Source organism: Streptomyces pilosus (assembly GCF_014649835.1).
GTDB classification, from domain to species: domain Bacteria; phylum Actinomycetota; class Actinomycetes; order Streptomycetales; family Streptomycetaceae; genus Streptomyces; species Streptomyces pilosus.
This window is the reverse complement of record NZ_BMTU01000015.1, coordinates 63,581-82,669: the sequence shown is the minus strand read 5'-3', so window position 1 is coordinate 82,669 and position 19,089 is coordinate 63,581. Positions and strand designations below refer to the sequence as shown.

Sequence of the window (19,089 nt, the reverse complement as noted above, 5' to 3'; positions counted from 1 at the left end):
CCGCACACGTCCGCGCCTACTACCCTGGTGTCGTGACTATTCGCCTGTACGACACCAGCGCCCGGCAGATCCGTGACTTCACCCCGCTCCAGCCGGGTTGCGTCTCGATCTACCTGTGTGGTGCCACCGTGCAGGCGGCACCCCACATCGGGCACATCCGCTCGGGCCTGAACTTCGACATCATGCGCCGCTGGTTCGAGTACCGCGGCCTGGAGGTGACGTTCGTCCGGAACGTCACCGACATCGACGACAAGATCATCGCGAAGTCCGCCGAACAGGCCCGCCCCTGGTGGTCCATCGGCTACGAGAACGAGCTCGCCTTCGACGACGGCTACCGGGCCCTCGGCTGCCTGCCGCCCACCTACGAGCCCCGCGCGACCGGCCACATCACCGAGATGGTCGAGATGATGCGCGGCCTCATCGAGCGCGGCCACGCCTACGAGGCCGACGGCAACGTGTACTTCGCCGTCACCTCGTACCCCGAGTACCTGAATCTCTCCAACCAGGAGCTGGACAACCTGCTCCAGCCGTCGGGCGAGGGCGAGACCGGCAAGCGGGACCCGCGCGACTTCGCGATGTGGAAGGCGGCCAAGCCCGGCGAGCCGAGCTGGGAGACGCCGTGGGGCCGCGGGCGCCCCGGCTGGCACCTGGAGTGCTCGGCGATGGCGCACAAGTACCTGGGCAGCGCCTTCGACATCCACGGCGGCGGCCTCGACCTGATCTTCCCGCACCACGAGAACGAGATCGCCCAGGCTAAGGCCTACGGCGACGAGTTCGCCCGCTACTGGGTGCACAACGCCTGGGTCACCATGAGCGGCGAGAAGATGTCGAAGTCGCTCGGCAACTCGGTGCTCGTCAGCGAGATGGTCAAGCGCTGGCGGCCCATCGTGCTGCGCTACTACCTCGGCACCCCGCACTACCGGTCGATGATCGAGTACAGCGAGGAGGCCCTGCGCGAGGCGGAGTCCGGGTTCGCGCGGATCGAGGGCTTCGTGCAGCGCGTGACCGAGCTGGCGGGGGGCGCCGTCGAGCCCGCCCGCGAGGTGCCGCCCGCGTTCGCCGAGGCGATGGACGACGACCTGGGCGTCCCGCAGGCGCTCGCCGTCGTGCACACCACCGTCCGCCAGGGCAACAGCGCGCTGGCCGCCGACGACAAGGAAGCGGCCGTCGCCCGGCTCGCCGAGGTCCGCTCCATGCTCGGGGTGCTCGGCCTCGACCCGCTGGACGCCCAGTGGGCCGGTGAGGGCGACCGCGGCCAGGACCTGCACGGCGTGGTCGACACCCTGGTCCGCATGGTCCTCGACCAGCGCGAGGCCGCCCGGGCCCGCAAGGACTGGCCCACCGCGGACGCCATCCGCGACCAGCTCGGCCAGTCGGGACTGGTCATCGAGGACGGCCCGCAGGGGCCGCGCTGGAGCCTCGGCCCGCGCTGAGGCCGGGCCCGCCAGCTCGCTCCGGCCTGCCCGTTCGAAGATCGACTGTGCCGTCCGGGCCTCCGGGCGGCACACTTCACAGACGTACGCACCACTCACGACTTCACGGAGACGGATACCTCATGGCCGCGAACAACCGCCGCATGTCCGGCAAGAAGGGCGCGCAGGTCGGCAGTGGCGGCCAGCGACGCCGGGGCCTCGAAGGCAAGGGGCCGACGCCGCCCGCCGAGATGCGCAAGGGACACGCCAAGCAGCGTGCCGCCCAGGCCAAGGTGCGCCGGGCCACCGGCCGCACCCCGCAGCGACGCGGCGGGGGCCGTTCGGCCTCGGAGCTCGTCGTCGGCCGCAACCCGGTCGTCGAGGCGCTGCGCGAGGGCGTGCCCGCGTCCACCCTGTACGTGCAGCAGTTCATCGACAACGACGAGCGGGTGCGCGAGGCGCTCCAGCTCGCGGCCGAGCGCGGCGGCATCAACCTCATGGAGGCGCCCCGCCCGGAGCTCGACCGCATGACCAACGGTCTGAACCACCAGGGTCTGGTCCTCCAGGTCCCGCCGTACGAGTACGCGCACCCCGAGGACCTGGTCGCGCACGCCCACGACGAGGGGCAGGACCCGCTGATCGTCGCCCTCGACGGGGTCACCGACCCGCGCAACCTCGGCGCGGTCGTCCGGTCCGTCTCCGCCTTCGGCGGCCACGGCGTCGTCGTGCCCGAGCGCCGCGCCGCCGGGATGACCGCCGGCGCCTGGAAGACGTCCGCGGGCACCGCCGCCCGTACGCCCGTCGCCCGCGCCACCAATCTGACGCGCGCGCTGGAGGCGTACAAGAAGGCCGGGATCGCGGTCGTCGGCCTGGCCGCCGACGGCGAGGCCGAGATCGGTGCGCTGGACGCCCTGGGCGGCCCGGTCGTCATCGTCGTCGGCAGCGAGGGCAAGGGCCTCTCCCGCCTGGTCGGCGAGACCTGCGACTTCCGCGTGCGGATCCCGATGCCGGGCGGCGCGGAATCGCTCAACGCCGGTGTGGCCGCCGGGATCGTGCTGTACGAGGCGGCGCGCCGACGGGGCTGAGCCCTCGCACCCGGACGGGGGAACGGGTGTGCGGGTTCATCACCCGGACGGGGGATTCCGGGTGGTGCGGGCAGGCTTGACGCGGTCCGGACACATCCGGCCGGTCAAGGCAGTGTCCTAACGCCATGTCACTCGGTTAGATGAGTGTGGACACCAGAACACCCCGCACACCCACGGGGGACCGCTCGTCCGGCCTCGACGACGTCCCCGCGCTGAGCATGGTGAAGGTGCCGAGCGATCCGGCGCAGGTCATCGTCAATCACGCCAGCTTCCGCGTGCAGCTGGGCGTCTCGGCGCGGCGCGCCACCTCACCGCGCATCGTCCGGTACGCGAGTGCCGTCGAGGACACCGCCCGCATCCCCGTCGTCACCAGCATGGGCGCGGCGGGGCAGCCCGCCGCCCGCCGCCGTCCCGTCGTCTGGAGCGGCCGGTCCGCCCCCGACGACACCGGCGCCCACCGACTGCTCCAGGCCGTGCGGCAGCACGAGGGCGTCCGCCACGCCGACGACCTGTTCACCGACTCCGGGGCCACCCGCGTCCTGCCCCGGACGGGCACCGGGTACGACCACGACGACGGCCCGGACACCCAGCCCATCGAGGTCCCGTTCGTCGGCGCCCAGCGCCGCCACCGCGACGGGCCCCTGCTCCCGCCGATGCGCCAGGTCGGCAGCGCCGACGACGAACCCGGCTACGACCACCCCCACGACGGTCACCCGGACTACGACGACCCCGCCCACGACGACGCGTACGGGCCCGGCGGCCACCGCGGCCGGCGGCACGGCGACGACCCGGCCCGGCACGCCTACTACCCCGGCCGCCGGATGAACCTCGGCGTCGTCCTGCTCCCGCTGCGCGTCTTCCTCGGCGGCATCTCCGTCTACGCCGGGATGAGCAAGCTCTGCGACCCCCTCTACTTCGAGGGCGGCAAGCGCGGCTCCATGGTCAAGTGGCTGCACACCCTGCATCCCTGGGAGGTCGCCGAGCCGCTGCGCCAGTTCGCCCTCGAGCACCCCATCGGCTCCGGACTGGCCATCGCCTTCGCCCAGATCGTCGTCGGTGTCCTCACCGTCCTCGGCTGCTGGCAGCGGCTGGCCGCCGTCGTCGGGGCCACGCTCTCGGCGGCGCTGCTGGTCACCGTCAGCTGGAAGAGCGTCCCCGCCTACGAGGCGCCCGACATCATCTACCTCGCCGCCTGGTCGCCGCTGATCATCGCGGGCGCCCCCGTCTACTCCGTCGACGGCCGCCTCGCGGGCGGGGCCTGGCGCCGGCTCGGCCCCCGCGCGGACATCTGGGAGCTGCGGAGCCACGTCCTGCGGCGCGGTGTCCTCATCACCTTCGTGGTGTGCGGGCTGACCATGCTCGTCGGCTCGCTCCTCGGTGGAGCCGTCCGCGACGCCGACCGGGTCGTCGTCCCCGGCCCCGGCGAGGCCCCGCGCAACGAACTCCCCGGATCGCCGCTGCCGGAGGACTCCGCGGCAGGGCGCGAGGAGGAGCGGACCCCGTCCGCCTCCACCTCGCCCACCCGGGACGCCACGAACTCGGAAAGCCCGTCCGCCGGGACCACCAGCCCCGGCGCGACCCAGGGCGCCGGGTCCGCCACCGGCGCCCCCAGCCAGAGCCAGGGCAGCAGCGGGGAGGCCCCGCCGCAGCAGTCCTCCCCGGTCGACCAGGCCCCGAGCACCACCACCGGCCCGACCTCGGGCGGCGGTGGCTCGGGAGGCAGCGGGGGCGGCGACCCGAGCGGGGACGAGGGCGGTTCCTCCGGGCGGCCGGGGCTCGTCGGCGGCCTCCTGGGGTGACACCCCCGCGCCCCCGGCGCGTACGACGGAGGGGTCCCGCACGGTGCGTCCGTGCGGGACCCCTCCGTCGTGAGGCGTTCGCGTGGTGGGCGTTCGGGGCGTGGGTGTGAGCGTTCGCGTGGGGGTTCGGGGGTGTTCGCGTCGGCGGACCGCGCGCGCCGCCGGCCGGCCCGGCCGGTGCGTCCCGTGCGGCCGGACGTCAGCGACCCTGTGCCGCCAGCTCCTTCGCCGCCTCCGTCAGATCCTTCGCGGTGTCGATCGCCCGCCAGTAGGAGCCCTGGGGGATGGGGAACCCGGCGAGGCTGCGCTCACGGGCGAGGCGGGGGAACGTGGTGCGCTCGTGGTCGCCGCGCTCCGGGAGCAGACCGGCGAACTCGGCGGAGAACACGTACACACCCGCGTTGATCTCGAACGTCGACGGCGGGGCCTCGATGAAGTCGGTGATGTGACCGAAGCCGTCGGTGCGCACCGCGCCCCACGGGATGCGCGGGCGGGCCAGGGCGAGCGTCGCCACGGCGTCCCGCTCGGTGTGGAAGTCGGCCATGTCGCGCAGCGAGAACCGGGTCCAGATGTCGCCGTTCGTGGCGTACCAGGGCCGGTCCGGGTGGGGCAGGTGGGCGGCGGCGTACTTCAGGCCGCCGCCGCGGCCGAGGGGCTCCGTCTCGACGACGGTGGTGACGGAGACGGGCAGTTCGGTGCTGTCCAGCCACTTCTGCAGCACCTCGGCGAGGTGACCGCAGGAGACGACGACGTCGGTGACGCCCTCCTCGGCGAGCCAGGTGAGCTGATGGCCGATGATCGGGGTTCCCGTGCCGGGGATCTCGACCATCGGCTTGGGCCGGTCGTCGGTGTACGGGCGGAGCCGGGAGCCCTGGCCGCCGGCCAGGATGACGGCTTGGACGGGGCGGGAGACGGCACGCGGGTCGGTCATGACCGGAACTTTACGCGGCGCCGGGCCGGGGGCCGCCGGGGTCCTGTCGGTGCCGTGCAGGTGCCGTGCAGGTGCCCACGCTCGGTTTCGCGGAGCGTGGGCACCTCCCCGGGCACCGGGGGAGGCACGACCGCCCACGGGGGCGGTTGTGCCGGGTGGGGTCAGCGGGTGGCCTTGACGACTCCTGTGGCGAAGGCGGTGTCGCAGACCGGGCGGGCGTAGGACTGGGCCTTGGTCGGACCGTAGACGCGGACCGCTGCCCGGCCCAGGGAGCGGGCGATGGAGGCGCAGTGCTCGGCCAGGGACGGCCGGTCGTCGACCGCCTGCTGGAGCTGGGTGAGCGCCGCGCCCGGGTCCTTCTCCTGGAGTTCGATCAGCAGCTTGTCGCGCAGCACGTCCTGCGGGGCGCGCGCGTCGGCCCGCGACGAGGCTCCGGAGGCGGCGGCGGTGTCCGCGACGGGGAGCACCGGACTCGCGGGCGTCCCCGACCAGTTGACCCCCGCGACCGCGAGAGTCCCGGAGAGCACCAGGACGACGGGCAGGACGAGGGCGAGGGAACGGCCGATCCGGCGGGCAGGGCCCCGACCGCGTCGCGTCTGAGGGTGAAGGGAGTGCGTCACGCGTGTGAGGGTAGCGCCCGGTAGCGGCGATGAAACATTCCGTCACCGTTACGAGGGACACGGAACTCCCGATTCCGAGCGGTGTGTTGACGTACGCGCTCGAAATGCGTGCTTTGCCGGGGTATTTGTCGACAACGCGAAGGGCCCCGCGGTGTTCCGCGGGGCCCTTCGACGTCGGTGCGGTCGCTCTCAGTCGGACAGGCGCGCGCCGGACGACGTCGAGAACACGTGGGTCTCGCCCGCGCGCGGCACGACGTGCAGCTCGCTGCCCTTCTCCGGGACGTCACGGCCGCCGACGCGGACCACGATGTCCTTGGCCTCGCCGCCGAGCTGCGCGGTGCCGTAGACGAACGCGTCGGAGCCCAGCTCCTCCACGACGTTCACGGTGACCGCGACACCCAGGTCCGAGTCGGGGCCGGCCACGTCGAAGTGCTCGGGGCGCACGCCCACGGTGACGGTCTTGTCGCTGGTCGCGGAGAGCGCGTCACGCTGCACCGGCACCACCGAGTTGCCGAACTTCACGCCGCCGTCGGTGACGGGGACCTCGATCAGGTTCATGGCCGGGGAGCCGATGAAGCCGGCGACGAAGAGGTTCGCGGGCTTGTCGTACATGTTGCGCGGGGTGTCGACCTGCTGGAGCAGACCGTCCTTGAGGACCGCGACACGGTCGCCCATGGTGAGGGCCTCGACCTGGTCGTGGGTGACGTAGACGGTGGTGATGCCCAGACGGCGCTGGAGCGACGCGATCTGCGTACGGGTCGACACGCGGAGCTTGGCGTCCAGGTTGGACAGCGGCTCGTCCATGAGGAAGACCTGCGGCTCGCGGACGATGGCGCGGCCCATGGCGACACGCTGGCGCTGACCGCCGGAGAGCGCCTTCGGCTTGCGGTCCAGGTACTCGGTGAGGTCGAGGATCTTCGCGGCCTCCTCGACCTTCTGCCGGATCTCCGCCTTGTTGACGCCGGCGATCTTGAGCGCGAAGCCCATGTTGTCGGCGACGGTCATGTGCGGGTAGAGCGCGTAGTTCTGGAACACCATGGCGATGTCCCGGTCCTTCGGCGGCAGGTGGGTGACGTCGCGGTCGCCGATGCGGATGGCGCCGCCGTTGACGTCCTCGAGCCCCGCGAGCATGCGGAGCGAGGTGGACTTGCCGCAGCCGGACGGGCCGACGAGGACGAGGAATTCGCCGTCCGCGATCTCGATGTCCAGGGCGTCGACGGCGGGCTTGGTGGAACCGGGGTAGATCCGGGTCGCCTTGTCGAACGTGACAGTGGCCATGCTGAATGGTCCCCTTCTACCGGCAGGAACGTGCCGGACGATCCGAGTAGGAAGGTGATGCCACGACGGTGTTCCGTTGTGGTGAGGTCCACATGGGTGAACTGGCACAGGACGGTACCTGGCGTTCACCTGCTTGTCAGCAGTTCCAGGGCGGTGAATTCCGCGGAAACTTTCGATCACGGGTGTGACTGTTCGGTTTCGTGAGGGGGTGAATCGCCCGCGTACCGGTCCGCCAGCACCGCCACCGCCGCCGCGACCGCCCGGCGCAGCCCGCTCGGCCCCAGCACCTCCGCCTCGACGCCGAGCCGCAGCAGGTCGCCCGTGGCCACCGCCTCCGACTCCACGGACAGTTCCACCTCGACCCAGCCCTCCGCGTCCGGCGGCCCCGCGTCCGCGAGCGCCCGCGCCCCCGCCGCCCCGAACTGCATCGGCAGCAGCTTCCGCCCGCGCGGCGACAACCGCAGCCGGGCCGTGCCCTGCCGTGTCGCCGCCTCCATCCGCCGGGAGGACTCCGTCCAGTAGGCGGCCAGGTCGAACCCGGCGGGCCGGGTGAACTCCCCGCCCGTCTCCGCCACCGCCCGGAACCGCGACACCCGGTAGGTGCGCACCGCGTCGTCCGCCAGCGCCACCAGGTACCAGATGCCGCCCTTCAGCACGAGTCCCAGCGGTCCGAGGTCCCGGTGCACCTCCCCGCGCCAGCGCCGGTACCGGGTCCTGAGCACCCTGCGCTCCCACACCGCCCGCGCGATCGGCTCCAGGAACGGCACGGGGTCGGCGTCCCGGAACCAGGCCGGCGCGTCCAGGTGGAACCGCTCGCGCACCCGCCGCGCCCGCTCGGCCGGCTCGCCCGGCAGGGCCGCCTCCATCTTCAGCTGGGCGCTGGCCAGAACGGGGCCGAGCCCCAGGTCGCCGGCCGGTCCCGGCAGCCCGGCCAGGACCAGCGAACCGGCCTCCGCGTCCGTCAGCCCGGTCAGCCGGGTGCGGTAGCCCTCCACCAGGCGGTAGCCGCCCTCCGGCCCGCGCTCGGCCCGTACCGGGACCCCGGCGGCGCCCAGCGCCTCGATGTCCCGGTAGACGGTGCGCACGGACACCTCCAGTTCGGCCGCCAGCCGGGGCGCGGTCATCCGGCCGCGGTTCTGCAGCAGCAGGAGCAGGGCGAGGAGGCGGTCGGCACGCATGGCGGCGATTGTGCCCGCCGTACCTGACAGGAGGTGTCAGGTACGGCCGGGAGGGTGGGACGCAGGGACGGCCACCGGGCACGTCCGTCACCTCGGAAAGGGAACCTCCATGCCGACCACCCAGGTCACCGGCCACTTCACCTTCGCCGACTGGAAGGAGCAGCCCGTCACCCCGGAGGGCGCCCTGCCCCGGCTCGCGCACGCCACGGTCACCAACGCCTTCTCGGGCGGCATCGAGGCCGAGGCCACCACCTGCGACTACTCGATCACCTACCTGACGGCGACGACCGGTGCCTTCGCGGGCATGGAACTCCTCACCGGCCGCGTCGACGGCCGCGAGGGCACCTTCTCCCTCGAGGAACGCGGCCGGTTCGCGAGCGACGGCACCGTGCACTGCGTCCTGGAGGTCGTCGAGGGGTCGGGCACCGGGGAGCTGACGGGCCTGCGCGGCACGGGCGGCTTCACCTACCGGCACGGCGACACGAAGGTGCCGTACACCTTCGCCTACGAGGTGGAGTGAGCGGACGGGACCACTCCCACAAGTGCGTGGCCGGGCGAAAGCGCCACTGTGTACAGTGGACCAGCCTTCGCGCGCGCCGCGCGACGCCTCCTTAGCTCAGATGGCCAGAGCAACGCACTTGTAATGCGTAGGTCGTCGGTTCGAATCCGACAGGGGGCTCCTTGGAATCCCAGGCGGGACCGTGTCCGGCCTGGGATTTCTCATGCCCCGTGGGCGCGCAGGCGGCGGGCGATCTCCAGGTCGTGGTCGTCGAGGGGGCGGCCTTCCTCGGTCTCCCAGAGGCAGTTCTGCAGCACCCGCCCGTACGTCCACGCGCGGGCACGGTCCCGGTCCAGGGCGAGGACCTCGGTCATGGCGTCGAAGCGCCACAGGACGTCGTCGGGGGCGAAGTTGTTGGCGAGGGCGGGCCAGAGGTCGAAACCCGGGTCGCCCGCCAGGGGTTTGGGGTCGATGGCGAGCCAGGGGGCGCGGTCGGCGGCGAGGACGTTCTCGTCGTGGAGGTCCCAGTGCAGCAGGCGGTCGCCGGGTTCGCCGGCGACCTCGCGCACGGCGGCGGCGCAGTCGGCGACGAGGCGGCGGGCGGCCGGGTCGGGGATGCGGGCCAGGGCGGCGGGGGTCCGGTCGAGCATGGCCGGCGCGATGTCGCGGAGGTGGCGCATGCCGGGCGGGGCCGGAGTGGCGTGGAGGCGGGCGAGGAGGCGGGCGACGACCAGCACGCCCTCGTGGACGTCCGGCTGGTGGGCGAGCATGCGGGCGGAGTCGAGGCGCTCCAGGAGCATGGTGCCGGTGGGTTCGTCGTGGTCGAGGAGGCGGACGGCTCCGTCGCCGTTCCACAGGCGCAGGGCGGTCGGTTCGCCCTCGCTCTCATGGTCGCGGATCTGGAGCTTCAGTACGGCCGGTGAGCCGTCGGCGCGGTCGACGGGCAGGACCAGGGCGCTCACGCCGTGCATGGGCGCCCCGGTGACGCGCAGGTCCCAGCGGTCCAGGAAGGCGGCGGCGAGGCCGGGGAGGGCGGCGACGAAGGCGCGGCCTGCTTCCTTGTTGTACTTCTCCTGGGCGGCGGCGAGTTCCGGGGGGACGTCGATCACGTCGGCACCGTACCCGGCCGCACGTCGCGGGGGCGCCCTTTCACGGTTCCAGGACGACCTTGCCGGTGGTGCGCCGGCCCTCCAGGGCGCGGTGGGCGGCGGCGGCCTCGGAGAGGGGGAAGCGGTGGACGGCGGGGGTGAGCCGGCCGTCGGCGGCCTGGGCGAGGGCGCGGAGTTCGAGGGTGCGCACCGGGTCGGCGCCGCCGGCCCTGCGCATCATCTCGGGGCCGAGGACGTTGGTGGAGAGCCCTTCGACGAGGTACGGGCGCTCACTGGTGAGGCCCTGGGAGGACCAGCCGAAGACGATGTGCCGGCCGTGGGGGGCGAGGAGGGCGACCGCGGTGCGGGCGACGTCCCCGCCGACGCCGTCGTAGACGAGGGTGACCTTGCCGCGGTGGGCGTCGAGGAGTCCCGGCCAGTCCGGGTCCGTGTAGTCGACGGCGAGGTCGGCGCCCGCCGCTGCCGCCCGCGCCGTCTTCGCGGGGCCGCCGGCCAGGCCGATGACGGTGGCGCCGGCGTTCTTGGCGTACTGCACGAGGAGGGTGCCGATGCCGCCGGCCGCGGCCGGGACGAGGACGACGTCCCCGGGGCCCGGTTCGGCGAACTGCACGATCCCCATCGCCGTGCGGCCGGTGCCGATCATGGCGACGGCTTCGGCGAAGTCGAGGGTGTCCGGGATCTCGTGGAGGCGGCCGGCGTCGGTGACGGCGAGTTCCGCGTAGCCCCCGGGGGCGAAGCCGAGGTGGGCGACGACGCGGCGGCCGAGCAGGTCGGCGGGGGCGCCCTCGCCCAGCGCGTCGACCACCCCGGCGATCTCGCGGCCGGGGACGGTGGGGAGGGTGACCGGGGCGGGGCCGGGGCCCCGCATGCCTTCCCGCAGGGCGGTGTCGAGGAGGTGGACGCCGGCCGCGCGGACGGTGACGCGCACCTGGCCCGGTCCCGGCCGGGGGTCCTCCACCTCCTCGTGGGTGAGGTTCTCGGCCGGGCCGAAGGCGTGCAGTCGGATGGCGTGCATGCGGTGCCCCCCAGGGGTCGGTTCGTGCGCCGTTGCGGACCCCACGGTGCGGCCTCAAGCGTGCTTGAGGTCAAGGGGGTTCCGGCCGAGGGCGAGGGAGACGGCCGTCAGGGCGCTGTTGAAGGACACCTCGCTGAGCACGCCGGGTGCGGCGACCTGGTCGCCGGCGAGGAGGACGCCGTCACCGCGGTCGACGGCGGGCCGGTCGCGCCAGCTGGTGCCGGGCGGGTCGACGGCGCCGGTGCGGCCGTTCGCGATCGCCTGGCGCCGCCAGGTCACCCGCTCCCGCCAGCCGGGGAAGGCCAGGTCGAGGAGTTCCTCCGCGCGGGCGGTGCCGTCCGCCCCGGACTCGTGCGGGGCGATGGGGATCTGGCCCTGGACGAGCTGTTCGCCGGCGGGGGCGAGGGTGCGGTCCTGGGCGGTGAAGCGTTCCAGCCAGCCGGGCGCGTCCAGGTCGGACACGACGAAGGCGTCGCCGCGCCGGGTGCGCAGGGCGAGGTCGACCAGGACGGTGCGGCCGCTGGGCCAGGTCAGTGAGGGGTCGCCGAGGAGGCGGCGGGCGGAGGCCAGCGAGGTGGCGACGACGACCGGGGTGTCGGTGGGCAGGGTGTCGACGCGGGAGAGGGTCTCCATGCGGACGCCGAGGTTCCATGCGTGGGCGGCCATGCGGTCGATGAGACCGCCCCAGCCGCCGCGCGGGTAGTGGGCCTCCGGGGGGAGCCGGGTGGCGCGGCGCAGGCGCTCCTGCACGAAGGCGGCGGACAGCGAGCCGGGGTCGTGGTGGAAGAGCGCCACCGCCGCGTAGTGGGCGGCGGCCCGCGCGCCGTCCTCGCCGGCGATGCCGGCGGCCCAGCTGTGGAAGTCGGTGTCGACGGGGGCCCGGTCGGTGGATCGGCGGAGCAGCCTGAGCAGGGCGAGCGGCGGGGTGCGGCGCAGGGTGCCCCGGTGGCGGAGGCGGAAGCGGGCCATGTCCGGGGCCGGGACGGGGGCGAGCGGGCCGATGAGGCCGCGCCTGCGGAGCCAGCTCCAGTGGGGGCCGCCGTTGTAGAGGGCGTGGGGCCCCTCGTTGGTGCGGTAGGGGCCTTCGGCGGTACGGGCGCGGCCGCCGAGGGTGTGGTGGGCTTCGTGGACGGTGACCTTGGCGCCCGCCTCCGCGGCGGAGATGGCCGCGGTGAGTCCGGCGAAGCCGCCGCCGACGACGGTGATGCGGTGCATGGCTGGGGTCTCCCTTGCTCGGACGTGCTCGGACGTGCTCGGACCTGCTCGGATCGCCTTCCGGCTGTGCCATGGAGACGGAACGAGGGCGCCTGGATGTGACATGCGTGGCGTTGTCGCAGGTCGGGGCGTTTGTCAGTGGTGGGGTGCAGCATGGGCGCATGGTGAGGCGAGCGGCGGGCGGTCCCGGAGTGAAGGCGGCGCGGCGTCCGGAGCTGCGGTTGCCGGCGCCCGAGCGGTTCGAGGGGGGCCGGCTGGAGCCGGACGGGGACTACGACGGCCTGGAGTTCCGGGAGGAGGACCTCACCGGGCAGGACGGCGGAGGGGCGCGTTTCCTGGACTGCGCGCTGCGGGGGTGCGCGCTGGACGGGACGCGGTTGTCGCGGGCGCGGCTGCTGGACTCGGTGCTGGCCGGGGTCCGGGGGGTGGGCACCGATCTCGCGGAGGCCACGCTGCGGGACGTCGAGCTGACGGACGCGCGGCTCGGCGGGACGCAGCTGCACGGGGCGGTGCTGGAGCGGGTGCTGGTCCGCGGCGGGAAGATCGACTTCCTGAACCTGCGGGGTGCGCGGCTGAAGGACGTGGTCTTCGAGGGGTGCGTCCTGGTCGAACCGGACTTCGGCGGAGCGCGGCTGGAGCGCGTGGAGTTCGTGGACTGCGCGCTGAAGGGCGCCGACCTCTCGGGTGCCACCCTGAAGGACGTGGATCTGCGGGGCGCCGCGGCGCTGGAGATCGCGAGGGGGGTGGACCGGCTGTCCGGGGCGGTGGTCAGCACCGCCCAGCTGCTGGACCTGGCGCCGGTGCTGGCGGCGGAGCTGGGGATCGGGGTGGAGGGGTGAGGGGCCGGGGCCCGGGTCACTTCAGGCGGGGATAGCGGGCCTGGAGGGTCCAGATGGCCGGGTTCTCGGCGAGGTCGTCGTGGAGATCGGTGAGGTCGGCGACGAGGTCGTGCAGGAAGTCGCGGGCCTCGCGGCGCAGGGCGGAGTGGGAGAAGGTCAGCGGGGGCTCGGAGGCGGGCAGCCATTCCGCCTCGATGTCCACCCAGCCGAAACGGCGCTCGAAGAGGAGACGGTCGGTGGACTCGGTGAAGTCCAGCTCCGCGTACTGGGGGCGGGAGGCGCGGGAACCGGCCGGGTCCCGGTCGACGGCCTCCACGATGTCGCACAGCGCCCACGCGAAGTCGAGCACCGGCACCCATCCCCACGCCGTGGACAGCTCACGGTCCGTCTCGGTGTCGGCGAGGTAGACGTCGCCGCAGAACAGGTCGTGGCGCAGGGCGTGGACGTCCGCGCGGCGGTAGTCGGTCTGCGGGGGGTCGGGGAAGCGGTGGGAGAGGGCGTAACCGATGTCGAGCACGTGGGTGATGGTGTCACGGTCCGGCGCACCGGCCCCCATAGGATCCGGGAGTGCGCTCCTCCCGCCCCCGCTCCGGCCCCCGCGGTGTCGCCGCCGCGCTGCTCGCGGCGTCGCTGGCGGCGTGCGGAAGCGGTGCGGGGAGCGGCTCCGGCGGGCCGGGCGGCCCGGGGGCGGGCGACCCGTACTTCCCGCGGTCCGGCAACGGGGGCTACGACGTCCTCCACTACGCCCTCGACCTCTCCTACGAGCCGCGCGCCCACCGCCTCACCGGGGCCGCGACGATCACCGCCCGCGCGACGCGGGACCTCACCGCGTTCCACCTCGACCTCGAAGGGCTCGACGTCGGGACCGTCACCGTCGGCGGGGCGGACGCCCGGTGGAGCCGGGACGGCCAGGAGCTGGTCGTCCGGCCGCGCGAGGCCCTCGACCGGGACGCGCGCTTCCGGGTCGTCGTCCGCTACTCCGGCGCCCCGCGGACGGTGACCGACCCGGACGGTTCCCAGGAGGGCTGGCTGCGTACCGCCGACGGGGCGCTGGCCCTGGGACAGCCGGTGGGTTCGATGGCGTGGTTCCCGGGCAACCACCACCCCTCCGACAAGGCGACGTACGGCATCGCGGTGACCGTGCCGAAGGGGCTGCGGGCGGTGTCCAACGGGGAGCCGGCCGGTGAGGAGACGAAGGACGGCCGGACGACCTACCGGTGGCGCACCACCGAGCCGATGGCGAGCTACCTCGCCACCGTCGCCATCGGCCGGTACGGGATCGGGCGGACCACGACCGGGAGCGGGCTGCCCGTGTACACGGCCGTCGACCCGGAACAGGCGGACGCGAGCCGCGCGGTCCTGGACCGGCTGCCCGAGGTGGTGGACTGGGCGGAGCGGACCTTCGGGCCGTACCCGTTCTCCTCCGCCGGGGCGATCGTCGAGCGTCCCGAGGACGTCGGGTACGCCCTGGAGACGCAGAACCGCCCGGTCTTCCCCGGCGCCCCCGACCTGGCCCTGCTGGTGCACGAGATCGCCCACCAGTGGTACGGCAACTCCGTCTCCCCGCGGACCTGGCGGGACATGTGGCTGAACGAGGGCTTCGCGACCTACGCGCAGTGGCTGTGGCAGGAGGACCACGGCGGCGGCAGCGCGCAGCAGACCTTCGACGCCCTGTACGCCGGCGGGTACTTCCCGGACGCGGGGACCAACGAGGCGCTGTGGGCGTTCCCGCCGGCCGACCCGCCGGACGCGGCGAGCATCTCCGCCACGCCGGTGTACTGGCGCGGCGCGATGGTGCTGCACAAGGTGCGGCAGCGGGTCGGCGACGAGGCGTTCGGCGCGCTGCTGAAGGGCTGGGCGCGCGAGCACCGGCACGGCAACGCGGACACCGCCGCCTTCACGGCGTACGTGGAGAGGTCCGCCACGGAGGAGGACTTCGACGGGATCTGGGAGGAGTGGCTGTACGGGGAGGGGCGGCCGGAGCGGCCCTGACCGGTGTCCGTACCGGCCGGAGCCCCGCCTCCCGCGGGAAGCGGGAGGCGGGGCTCCGGTACGGAAGCGGTGTCCGCCGGACGCGTCAGACGTTCACACCGAAGTCCTGGGCGATGCCCACGAGACCCGAGGCGTAGCCCTGGCCGACGGCGCGGAACTTCCACTCCGCGCCGTTGCGGTACAGCTCGCCGAAGACCATGGCGGTCTCGGTGGCGGCGTCCTCCGACAGGTCGTAGCGGGCGATCTCGGCCCCGCCGGCCTGGTTGACGATGCGGATGTAGGCGTTGCGGACCTGGCCGAAGTTCTGCGAGCGGTTCTCGGCGTCGTAGATCGAGACCGGGAAGACGATCTTGTCGATGTCGGCCGGGAGGGCGGCCAGGTTGACGTTGATCGCCTCGTCGTCGCCCTCGCCCTCGCCGGTGCGGTTGTCACCGGTGTGGACGATGGTGTTGTCCGGGGTCTGCTTGTTGTTGAAGAACACGAAGTGGGCGTCCGAGTAGACCTTGCCCTGCGTGTTGACCGCGATCGCCGAGGCGTCGAGGTCGAAGTCCGTGCCGGTGGTGGTGCGGACGTCCCAGCCGAGGCCCACGGTGACGGCGGTCAGGCCCGGAGCCTCCTTGGTGAGCGAGACGTTGCCACCCTTGGACAGGCTTACAGCCATTGTTGGGAGTCCCTTCCCTCGTTTACGTACGGCTAGAAGCTACAGCTACCACTCTGAACGCGGAGAGGGGTACGCGAGGTTCCAGCTCGCTTTACTTTCTTTACCCGGGTTTCGTGCGGGTCGGCGGGATATTCGGGTGACGTGGACCGGTCGGGCGCGGGAACCTGTGGGGCATGTCCGGTCCGTATGTCATCCGCGGCTCCGTCTCCCTGCCCGAGGCCGAGCTCATGTGGCGTTTCTCGCGGTCGTCCGGGCCGGGTGGGCAGCACGTCAACACCAGCGACTCCCAGGTCGAGCTGCGCTTCGACCTCGCCGCGACCGAGGCGCTGCCCGAGGTGTGGAAACAGCGGGCGCTGGAGCGGCTGGCGGGGCGGCTGCACGGCGGGGTGGTCACGGTGCGCGCGTCGGAGCACCGGTCGCAGTGGCGCAACCGGGAGGCGGCGGCGGTGCGGCTGGCGGCGCTGCTGGCCGAGGCGAGTGCGCCGCCGCCGAGGCCGCGGCGGCCGACACGGATTCCGCGCGGGATCAACGAACGGCGGCTGCGGGAGAAGAAGCAGCGGTCCGAGACGAAGCGGGGGCGCTCCGCGCGGGACTGGGGGTGACCCCCGCCGTCCCCGGGGCGTGGCCCCGGACCCCGGTCGCGTGGTTCGCCCGGCACGGGGTCACCGCTCGGTGAGTCCGGTGGGTCTCCGCGGGTTCGCTGTGGCCGGTCGCGCGGTTCCCCGCGCCCTTGACGGGGGTGTGGGTCGGCCCCGCCGCCGGCGCAACTGCGGAGTGCAGGTCCGGTGCGCGGAGGTCGTCGCGGGTGGGCGCGCGTTCACCCGTCCGTGATCGGGCGGGGTGTCAGCCCAACTGGCGGTAGCGGCCGCGGAAGTACGTCAGGGGGCCGCCTTCCGCGCTGGGTACGCGCGCGGTCATGACGCGGCCGATCACCAGGGTGTGGTCCCCGGCCGCCACCCGCTGCTCGGTACGGCACTCCAGGGTGGCCAGCGCGCCGCCCACCAGGGGCGCGTCGCTGTACTCGCCGCGCTGGTAGGGGATGTCCGCGAACAGCAGGCGGTCGCTGATGCGGCCCTTCATCGCGAAGCGGCCCGCGATGTGCCGCTGGCTCTCGGAGAGGACGGAGACGGCCCACACCGGCTGCTCCTCGAGGAGCTCGTCCATGCGGGAGCCCTCGCGCAGGCTGACCAGCACCAGCGGCGGGTCCAGGGAGACGGACAGGAAGGCGGTCGCGGTCATGCCGACGTCCTCGCCGGCCGGTGCGTCCGGGTCGTCCGGGTCCAGCGGCGGTTCCTGCGCGGTCACCAGGACCACGCCGGCGGCCAGACGGGACATGGCGGCGCGGAACTCGTCGTTGCTCACCCCCTCAGCATGCCGGGCGGGGGGCGGAACGGTGATCGCGGGCGGGGCGGCAGGAGTGTTCAGCACACCGGGAACGCTAATCTCCGCTTCACGGGCACAGCATCGGACCCCGGCCCGAACCGGGACCTAGGACCAGCGCCCGAGCCGGGTACGGGTCCCGCCCAACCGCCGCAAAAACCGTGTTCGGCAAAGGCGCGGGGAAACGGCGGAAAGACCACGCAATTGTTCACGTTTAGCTGTGACTTGAGTCACAAGGGGCAGATATTGTTGACCCTGTGTACCGAGTGGGCAGCGCGCTGTGATTCAGTGGCGGGGAAGCTGGTACGACGATACGCCGAAGAGAACCCTTGATTCGCTCCGAGGTCTCGGGGGGAGGGCGCGGATGGAGACCGAGTCGGAACCCTACGTCCGTCTTGCGTCGCTGCGGCAACTGCACCAGGCCATGGCCGACATGAACACGGCACGCAGCCTCGCGGACACGTTGCAGACGGTCGCGGACGGTGTGGTGGGCGCCCTCGGGTACGAGCTGGCGGCCGTCAACCTCGTCCGTGCCGACGGTGATCTCGTGGTCGCCGCCCTGGCCGGGAACTCCGCCGCCGAGGCCCTCATCACCGGCCGGGCCGGCTCCCGCGAGTCCTGGGACCGCCGCCTGAACATGGGCGAGCGCTGGGGCGACCTGATCTTCATACCCCACACCGAGGGCTGGGTCCTCGACGACGACGACGTCCCGCAGTGGTACACCGACGGGCCCGCGCCCCGCTTCGAGGACGAGTGGCACCCCTCCGACCGGCTCTTCGCCCCCATGTACGCGCCCGGCCCGCAGGGCGGCGGCACCTCCGGCGAACTGGTCGGCGTGCTCTCCGTGGACCGCCCGCGCAACGGCCGGCGGCCCGGCGCCTGGGGCCGCGAGGCCCTCCAGATGTACGCCTTCCAGGCCGCCATCGCGATCAGCAACGCGCGTCTACGTGCGAACATGCAGCGCGCCCTGGTCCGCCTGGAACGCGAGCAGCAGGCGCTCAGGGCCAGCGAGGAGAGCTTCCGGCAGGCCTTCGAGTACGCGCCCTCCGGCATGGCCATCGCCGAGATGGGCGGCGACCAGCACGGCCGCATCCTGCGCACCAACGACGCCCTGTGCCGCCTGCTGGGCCGCCCCGCCTCCGCGATGCGCCGCTACGCCTTCTCCGACCTCGTCCACCCCGAGGACATAGGCACCCTGCTGCGGACCTCCGCCGAGGGCGGGCGGGCCGAGCTGCGCCTCGGCCGCCGCGACGGCACCTACGTATGGGTCTCGCTGCGCAACTCCGTCGTCGCCGACGCCGCCGACGGCCCCCGCTTCCTGCTCACCCACGTCGAGGACATCGAGGAGCGCAAGCGCCGCGAGCTCCAGCTCGCCCACCGCGCCTCGCACGACTCGCTCACCGGACTGCCCAACTCCGCCGAACTGCGGGCGCGCCTGGCCTCACGGCTGTGCCGGCAGCAGCCGCAGAGCGCGCTGCCGGCCGACGTCGACTCCATGGACCCCTACGAGTCGTTCGACTCCCACGACGCGGCCTACGGGCCGCCCGTCTTCGACCGGGGGCACGACTTCGACTTCCCGCCGGACACCGAGGGGTACGACGGGTTCGACCGCCACGTGCACACCGTCGCGCCCGCCGCCGAGTTCGACGACGGCGCCAAGGGGCTCGCGGTGCTCTTCTGCGACCTCGACGGCTTCAAGTCGATCAACGACCGGTTCGGGCACAACGCGGGGGACGCGGTGCTCATCGAGGTCGCCCGCCGGCTCAGCAACGGCGTGCGGGACGGCGACACCGTCGCCCGGCTCGGCGGCGACGAGTTCGTCATCCTCGCCGACGGGCTCGGGCGGGCCGACGCCCAGGACCTCGCCGTGCGGCTGCGCAACGAGATCATCCAGCCCATCCGGGCCGAGGGGCGGGCCGTGCGGGTCGGCGCCAGCTTCGGCATCGGGTGGGCGCACTGCGGGATGACGGCGGACGAAGTGCTGAAGTCCGCTGACGAACGGATGTACGTCGAGAAACGATCTCGTCCCAAACAGCACAGACGTGCGGGATGATGCGCAGGTCAGTGAGTTGATGC

At 73.3% G+C, this 19,089-nt stretch carries 18 protein-coding genes and 1 tRNA gene; 9 read left to right on the top strand and 10 right to left on the bottom strand.

Translation table 11 applies throughout. From position 1 onward, the window contains the following. The first annotated feature begins 32 nt into the window (after positions 1 to 32). The 3 genes from cysS (at position 33) to IE118_RS28745 (ending at position 4,296) form a co-directional block, all read left to right on the top strand. A complete protein-coding gene (cysS, locus tag IE118_RS28755; RefSeq protein ID WP_189561002.1) occupies positions 33 to 1,433 on the top strand; it encodes a cysteine--tRNA ligase in 1,401 nt (466 codons plus the stop codon). Positions 1,434 to 1,555: 122 nt separating this feature from the next. Then, positions 1,556 to 2,497, top strand: a complete 942-nt coding sequence (gene rlmB / locus IE118_RS28750; protein WP_189561001.1) for a 23S rRNA (guanosine(2251)-2'-O)-methyltransferase RlmB — start codon at positions 1,556 to 1,558, stop codon at positions 2,495 to 2,497. A 140-nt stretch (positions 2,498 to 2,637) separates the two neighbouring features. Further along, the gene (locus tag IE118_RS28745; RefSeq protein WP_189561000.1) at positions 2,638 to 4,296 is read left to right on the top strand and encodes a DoxX family protein; all 1,659 of its coding nucleotides are present in this window, start codon (positions 2,638 to 2,640) and stop codon (positions 4,294 to 4,296) included. A gap of 199 nt (positions 4,297 to 4,495) precedes the next feature. On the opposite strand, the gene IE118_RS28740 is transcribed toward IE118_RS28745, so the two are convergent. The 4 genes from IE118_RS28740 to IE118_RS28725 form a co-directional block, all read right to left on the bottom strand. Beyond that, positions 4,496 to 5,227: a nucleotidyltransferase family protein gene (locus IE118_RS28740; protein ID WP_189560999.1), complete on the bottom strand. Its 732-nt coding sequence runs from the start codon at positions 5,225 to 5,227 to the stop codon at positions 4,496 to 4,498. 161 nt (positions 5,228 to 5,388) lie between these two features. Further along, positions 5,389 to 5,847: a hypothetical protein gene (locus IE118_RS28735; protein WP_189560998.1), complete on the bottom strand. Its 459-nt coding sequence runs from the start codon at positions 5,845 to 5,847 to the stop codon at positions 5,389 to 5,391. Positions 5,848 to 6,036: 189 nt separating this feature from the next. Next, positions 6,037 to 7,125, bottom strand: coding sequence for an ABC transporter ATP-binding protein (locus tag IE118_RS28730; protein ID WP_189560997.1), 1,089 nt, complete (start codon positions 7,123 to 7,125; stop codon positions 6,037 to 6,039). A gap of 176 nt (positions 7,126 to 7,301) precedes the next feature. Next, positions 7,302 to 8,303, bottom strand: a complete 1,002-nt coding sequence (locus IE118_RS28725) for a helix-turn-helix transcriptional regulator (protein WP_189560996.1) — start codon at positions 8,301 to 8,303, stop codon at positions 7,302 to 7,304. Positions 8,304 to 8,412: 109 nt separating this feature from the next. Here IE118_RS28725 and IE118_RS28720 point away from each other — a divergent pair, with 109 nt between their 5' ends. After that, on the top strand, positions 8,413 to 8,823 hold the full coding sequence (locus IE118_RS28720) for a DUF3224 domain-containing protein (protein WP_189560995.1): 411 nt from the start codon (positions 8,413 to 8,415) through the stop codon (positions 8,821 to 8,823). Positions 8,824 to 8,908: 85 nt separating this feature from the next. After that, a tRNA-Thr gene (locus IE118_RS28715) sits at positions 8,909 to 8,982 on the top strand. A gap of 41 nt (positions 8,983 to 9,023) precedes the next feature. On the opposite strand, the gene IE118_RS28710 is transcribed toward IE118_RS28715, so the two are convergent. From IE118_RS28710 to IE118_RS28700, 3 genes are read right to left on the bottom strand one after another with little or no spacing between them, the layout of a single operon-like run. Then, a complete protein-coding gene (locus IE118_RS28710) occupies positions 9,024 to 9,911 on the bottom strand; it encodes an aminoglycoside phosphotransferase family protein (RefSeq protein WP_189560994.1) in 888 nt (295 codons plus the stop codon). Positions 9,912 to 9,951: 40 nt separating this feature from the next. After that, positions 9,952 to 10,926 (bottom strand): zinc-binding dehydrogenase, encoded by a 975-nt coding sequence (locus IE118_RS28705; RefSeq protein WP_189560993.1) that lies wholly within the window; start codon positions 10,924 to 10,926, stop codon positions 9,952 to 9,954. Positions 10,927 to 10,980: 54 nt separating this feature from the next. Next, on the bottom strand, positions 10,981 to 12,141 hold the full coding sequence (locus IE118_RS28700; RefSeq protein WP_189560992.1) for an NAD(P)-binding protein: 1,161 nt from the start codon (positions 12,139 to 12,141) through the stop codon (positions 10,981 to 10,983). Positions 12,142 to 12,302: 161 nt separating this feature from the next. On the opposite strand from IE118_RS28700, the gene IE118_RS28695 reads away from it, so the two are divergent. Continuing rightward, the gene (locus IE118_RS28695) at positions 12,303 to 12,980 is read left to right on the top strand and encodes a pentapeptide repeat-containing protein (RefSeq protein WP_189560991.1); all 678 of its coding nucleotides are present in this window, start codon (positions 12,303 to 12,305) and stop codon (positions 12,978 to 12,980) included. Between the two features lie 16 nt (positions 12,981 to 12,996). On the opposite strand, the gene IE118_RS28690 is transcribed toward IE118_RS28695, so the two are convergent. Beyond that, positions 12,997 to 13,497, bottom strand: a complete 501-nt coding sequence (locus tag IE118_RS28690; RefSeq protein ID WP_189560990.1) for a hypothetical protein — start codon at positions 13,495 to 13,497, stop codon at positions 12,997 to 12,999. A 50-nt stretch (positions 13,498 to 13,547) separates the two neighbouring features. Between IE118_RS28690 and IE118_RS28685 the strand changes: the two genes are divergently transcribed. Next, the gene (locus IE118_RS28685) at positions 13,548 to 14,972 is read left to right on the top strand and encodes a M1 family metallopeptidase (RefSeq protein WP_189560989.1); all 1,425 of its coding nucleotides are present in this window, start codon (positions 13,548 to 13,550) and stop codon (positions 14,970 to 14,972) included. Positions 14,973 to 15,057: 85 nt separating this feature from the next. Here the strand turns inward: IE118_RS28685 and IE118_RS28680 are convergent, their stop codons facing one another. Next, positions 15,058 to 15,633 (bottom strand): TerD family protein, encoded by a 576-nt coding sequence (locus IE118_RS28680; RefSeq protein WP_048459028.1) that lies wholly within the window; start codon positions 15,631 to 15,633, stop codon positions 15,058 to 15,060. A gap of 164 nt (positions 15,634 to 15,797) precedes the next feature. Here IE118_RS28680 and arfB point away from each other — a divergent pair, with 164 nt between their 5' ends. Continuing rightward, the gene (gene arfB / locus IE118_RS28675) at positions 15,798 to 16,235 is read left to right on the top strand and encodes an alternative ribosome rescue aminoacyl-tRNA hydrolase ArfB (RefSeq protein ID WP_189561092.1); all 438 of its coding nucleotides are present in this window, start codon (positions 15,798 to 15,800) and stop codon (positions 16,233 to 16,235) included. Positions 16,236 to 16,476: 241 nt separating this feature from the next. Here the strand turns inward: arfB and IE118_RS28670 are convergent, their stop codons facing one another. Then, positions 16,477 to 17,061 carry a flavin reductase family protein gene (locus IE118_RS28670; RefSeq protein WP_189560988.1) on the bottom strand — a complete coding sequence of 195 codons (585 nt, stop codon included), beginning with the start codon at positions 17,059 to 17,061 and terminating at the stop codon, positions 16,477 to 16,479. A 316-nt stretch (positions 17,062 to 17,377) separates the two neighbouring features. Here IE118_RS28670 and cdgB point away from each other — a divergent pair, with 316 nt between their 5' ends. Beyond that, the gene (gene cdgB / locus IE118_RS28665; protein ID WP_189560987.1) at positions 17,378 to 19,066 is read left to right on the top strand and encodes a diguanylate cyclase CdgB; all 1,689 of its coding nucleotides are present in this window, start codon (positions 17,378 to 17,380) and stop codon (positions 19,064 to 19,066) included. Positions 19,067 to 19,089 lie beyond the last annotated feature (23 nt).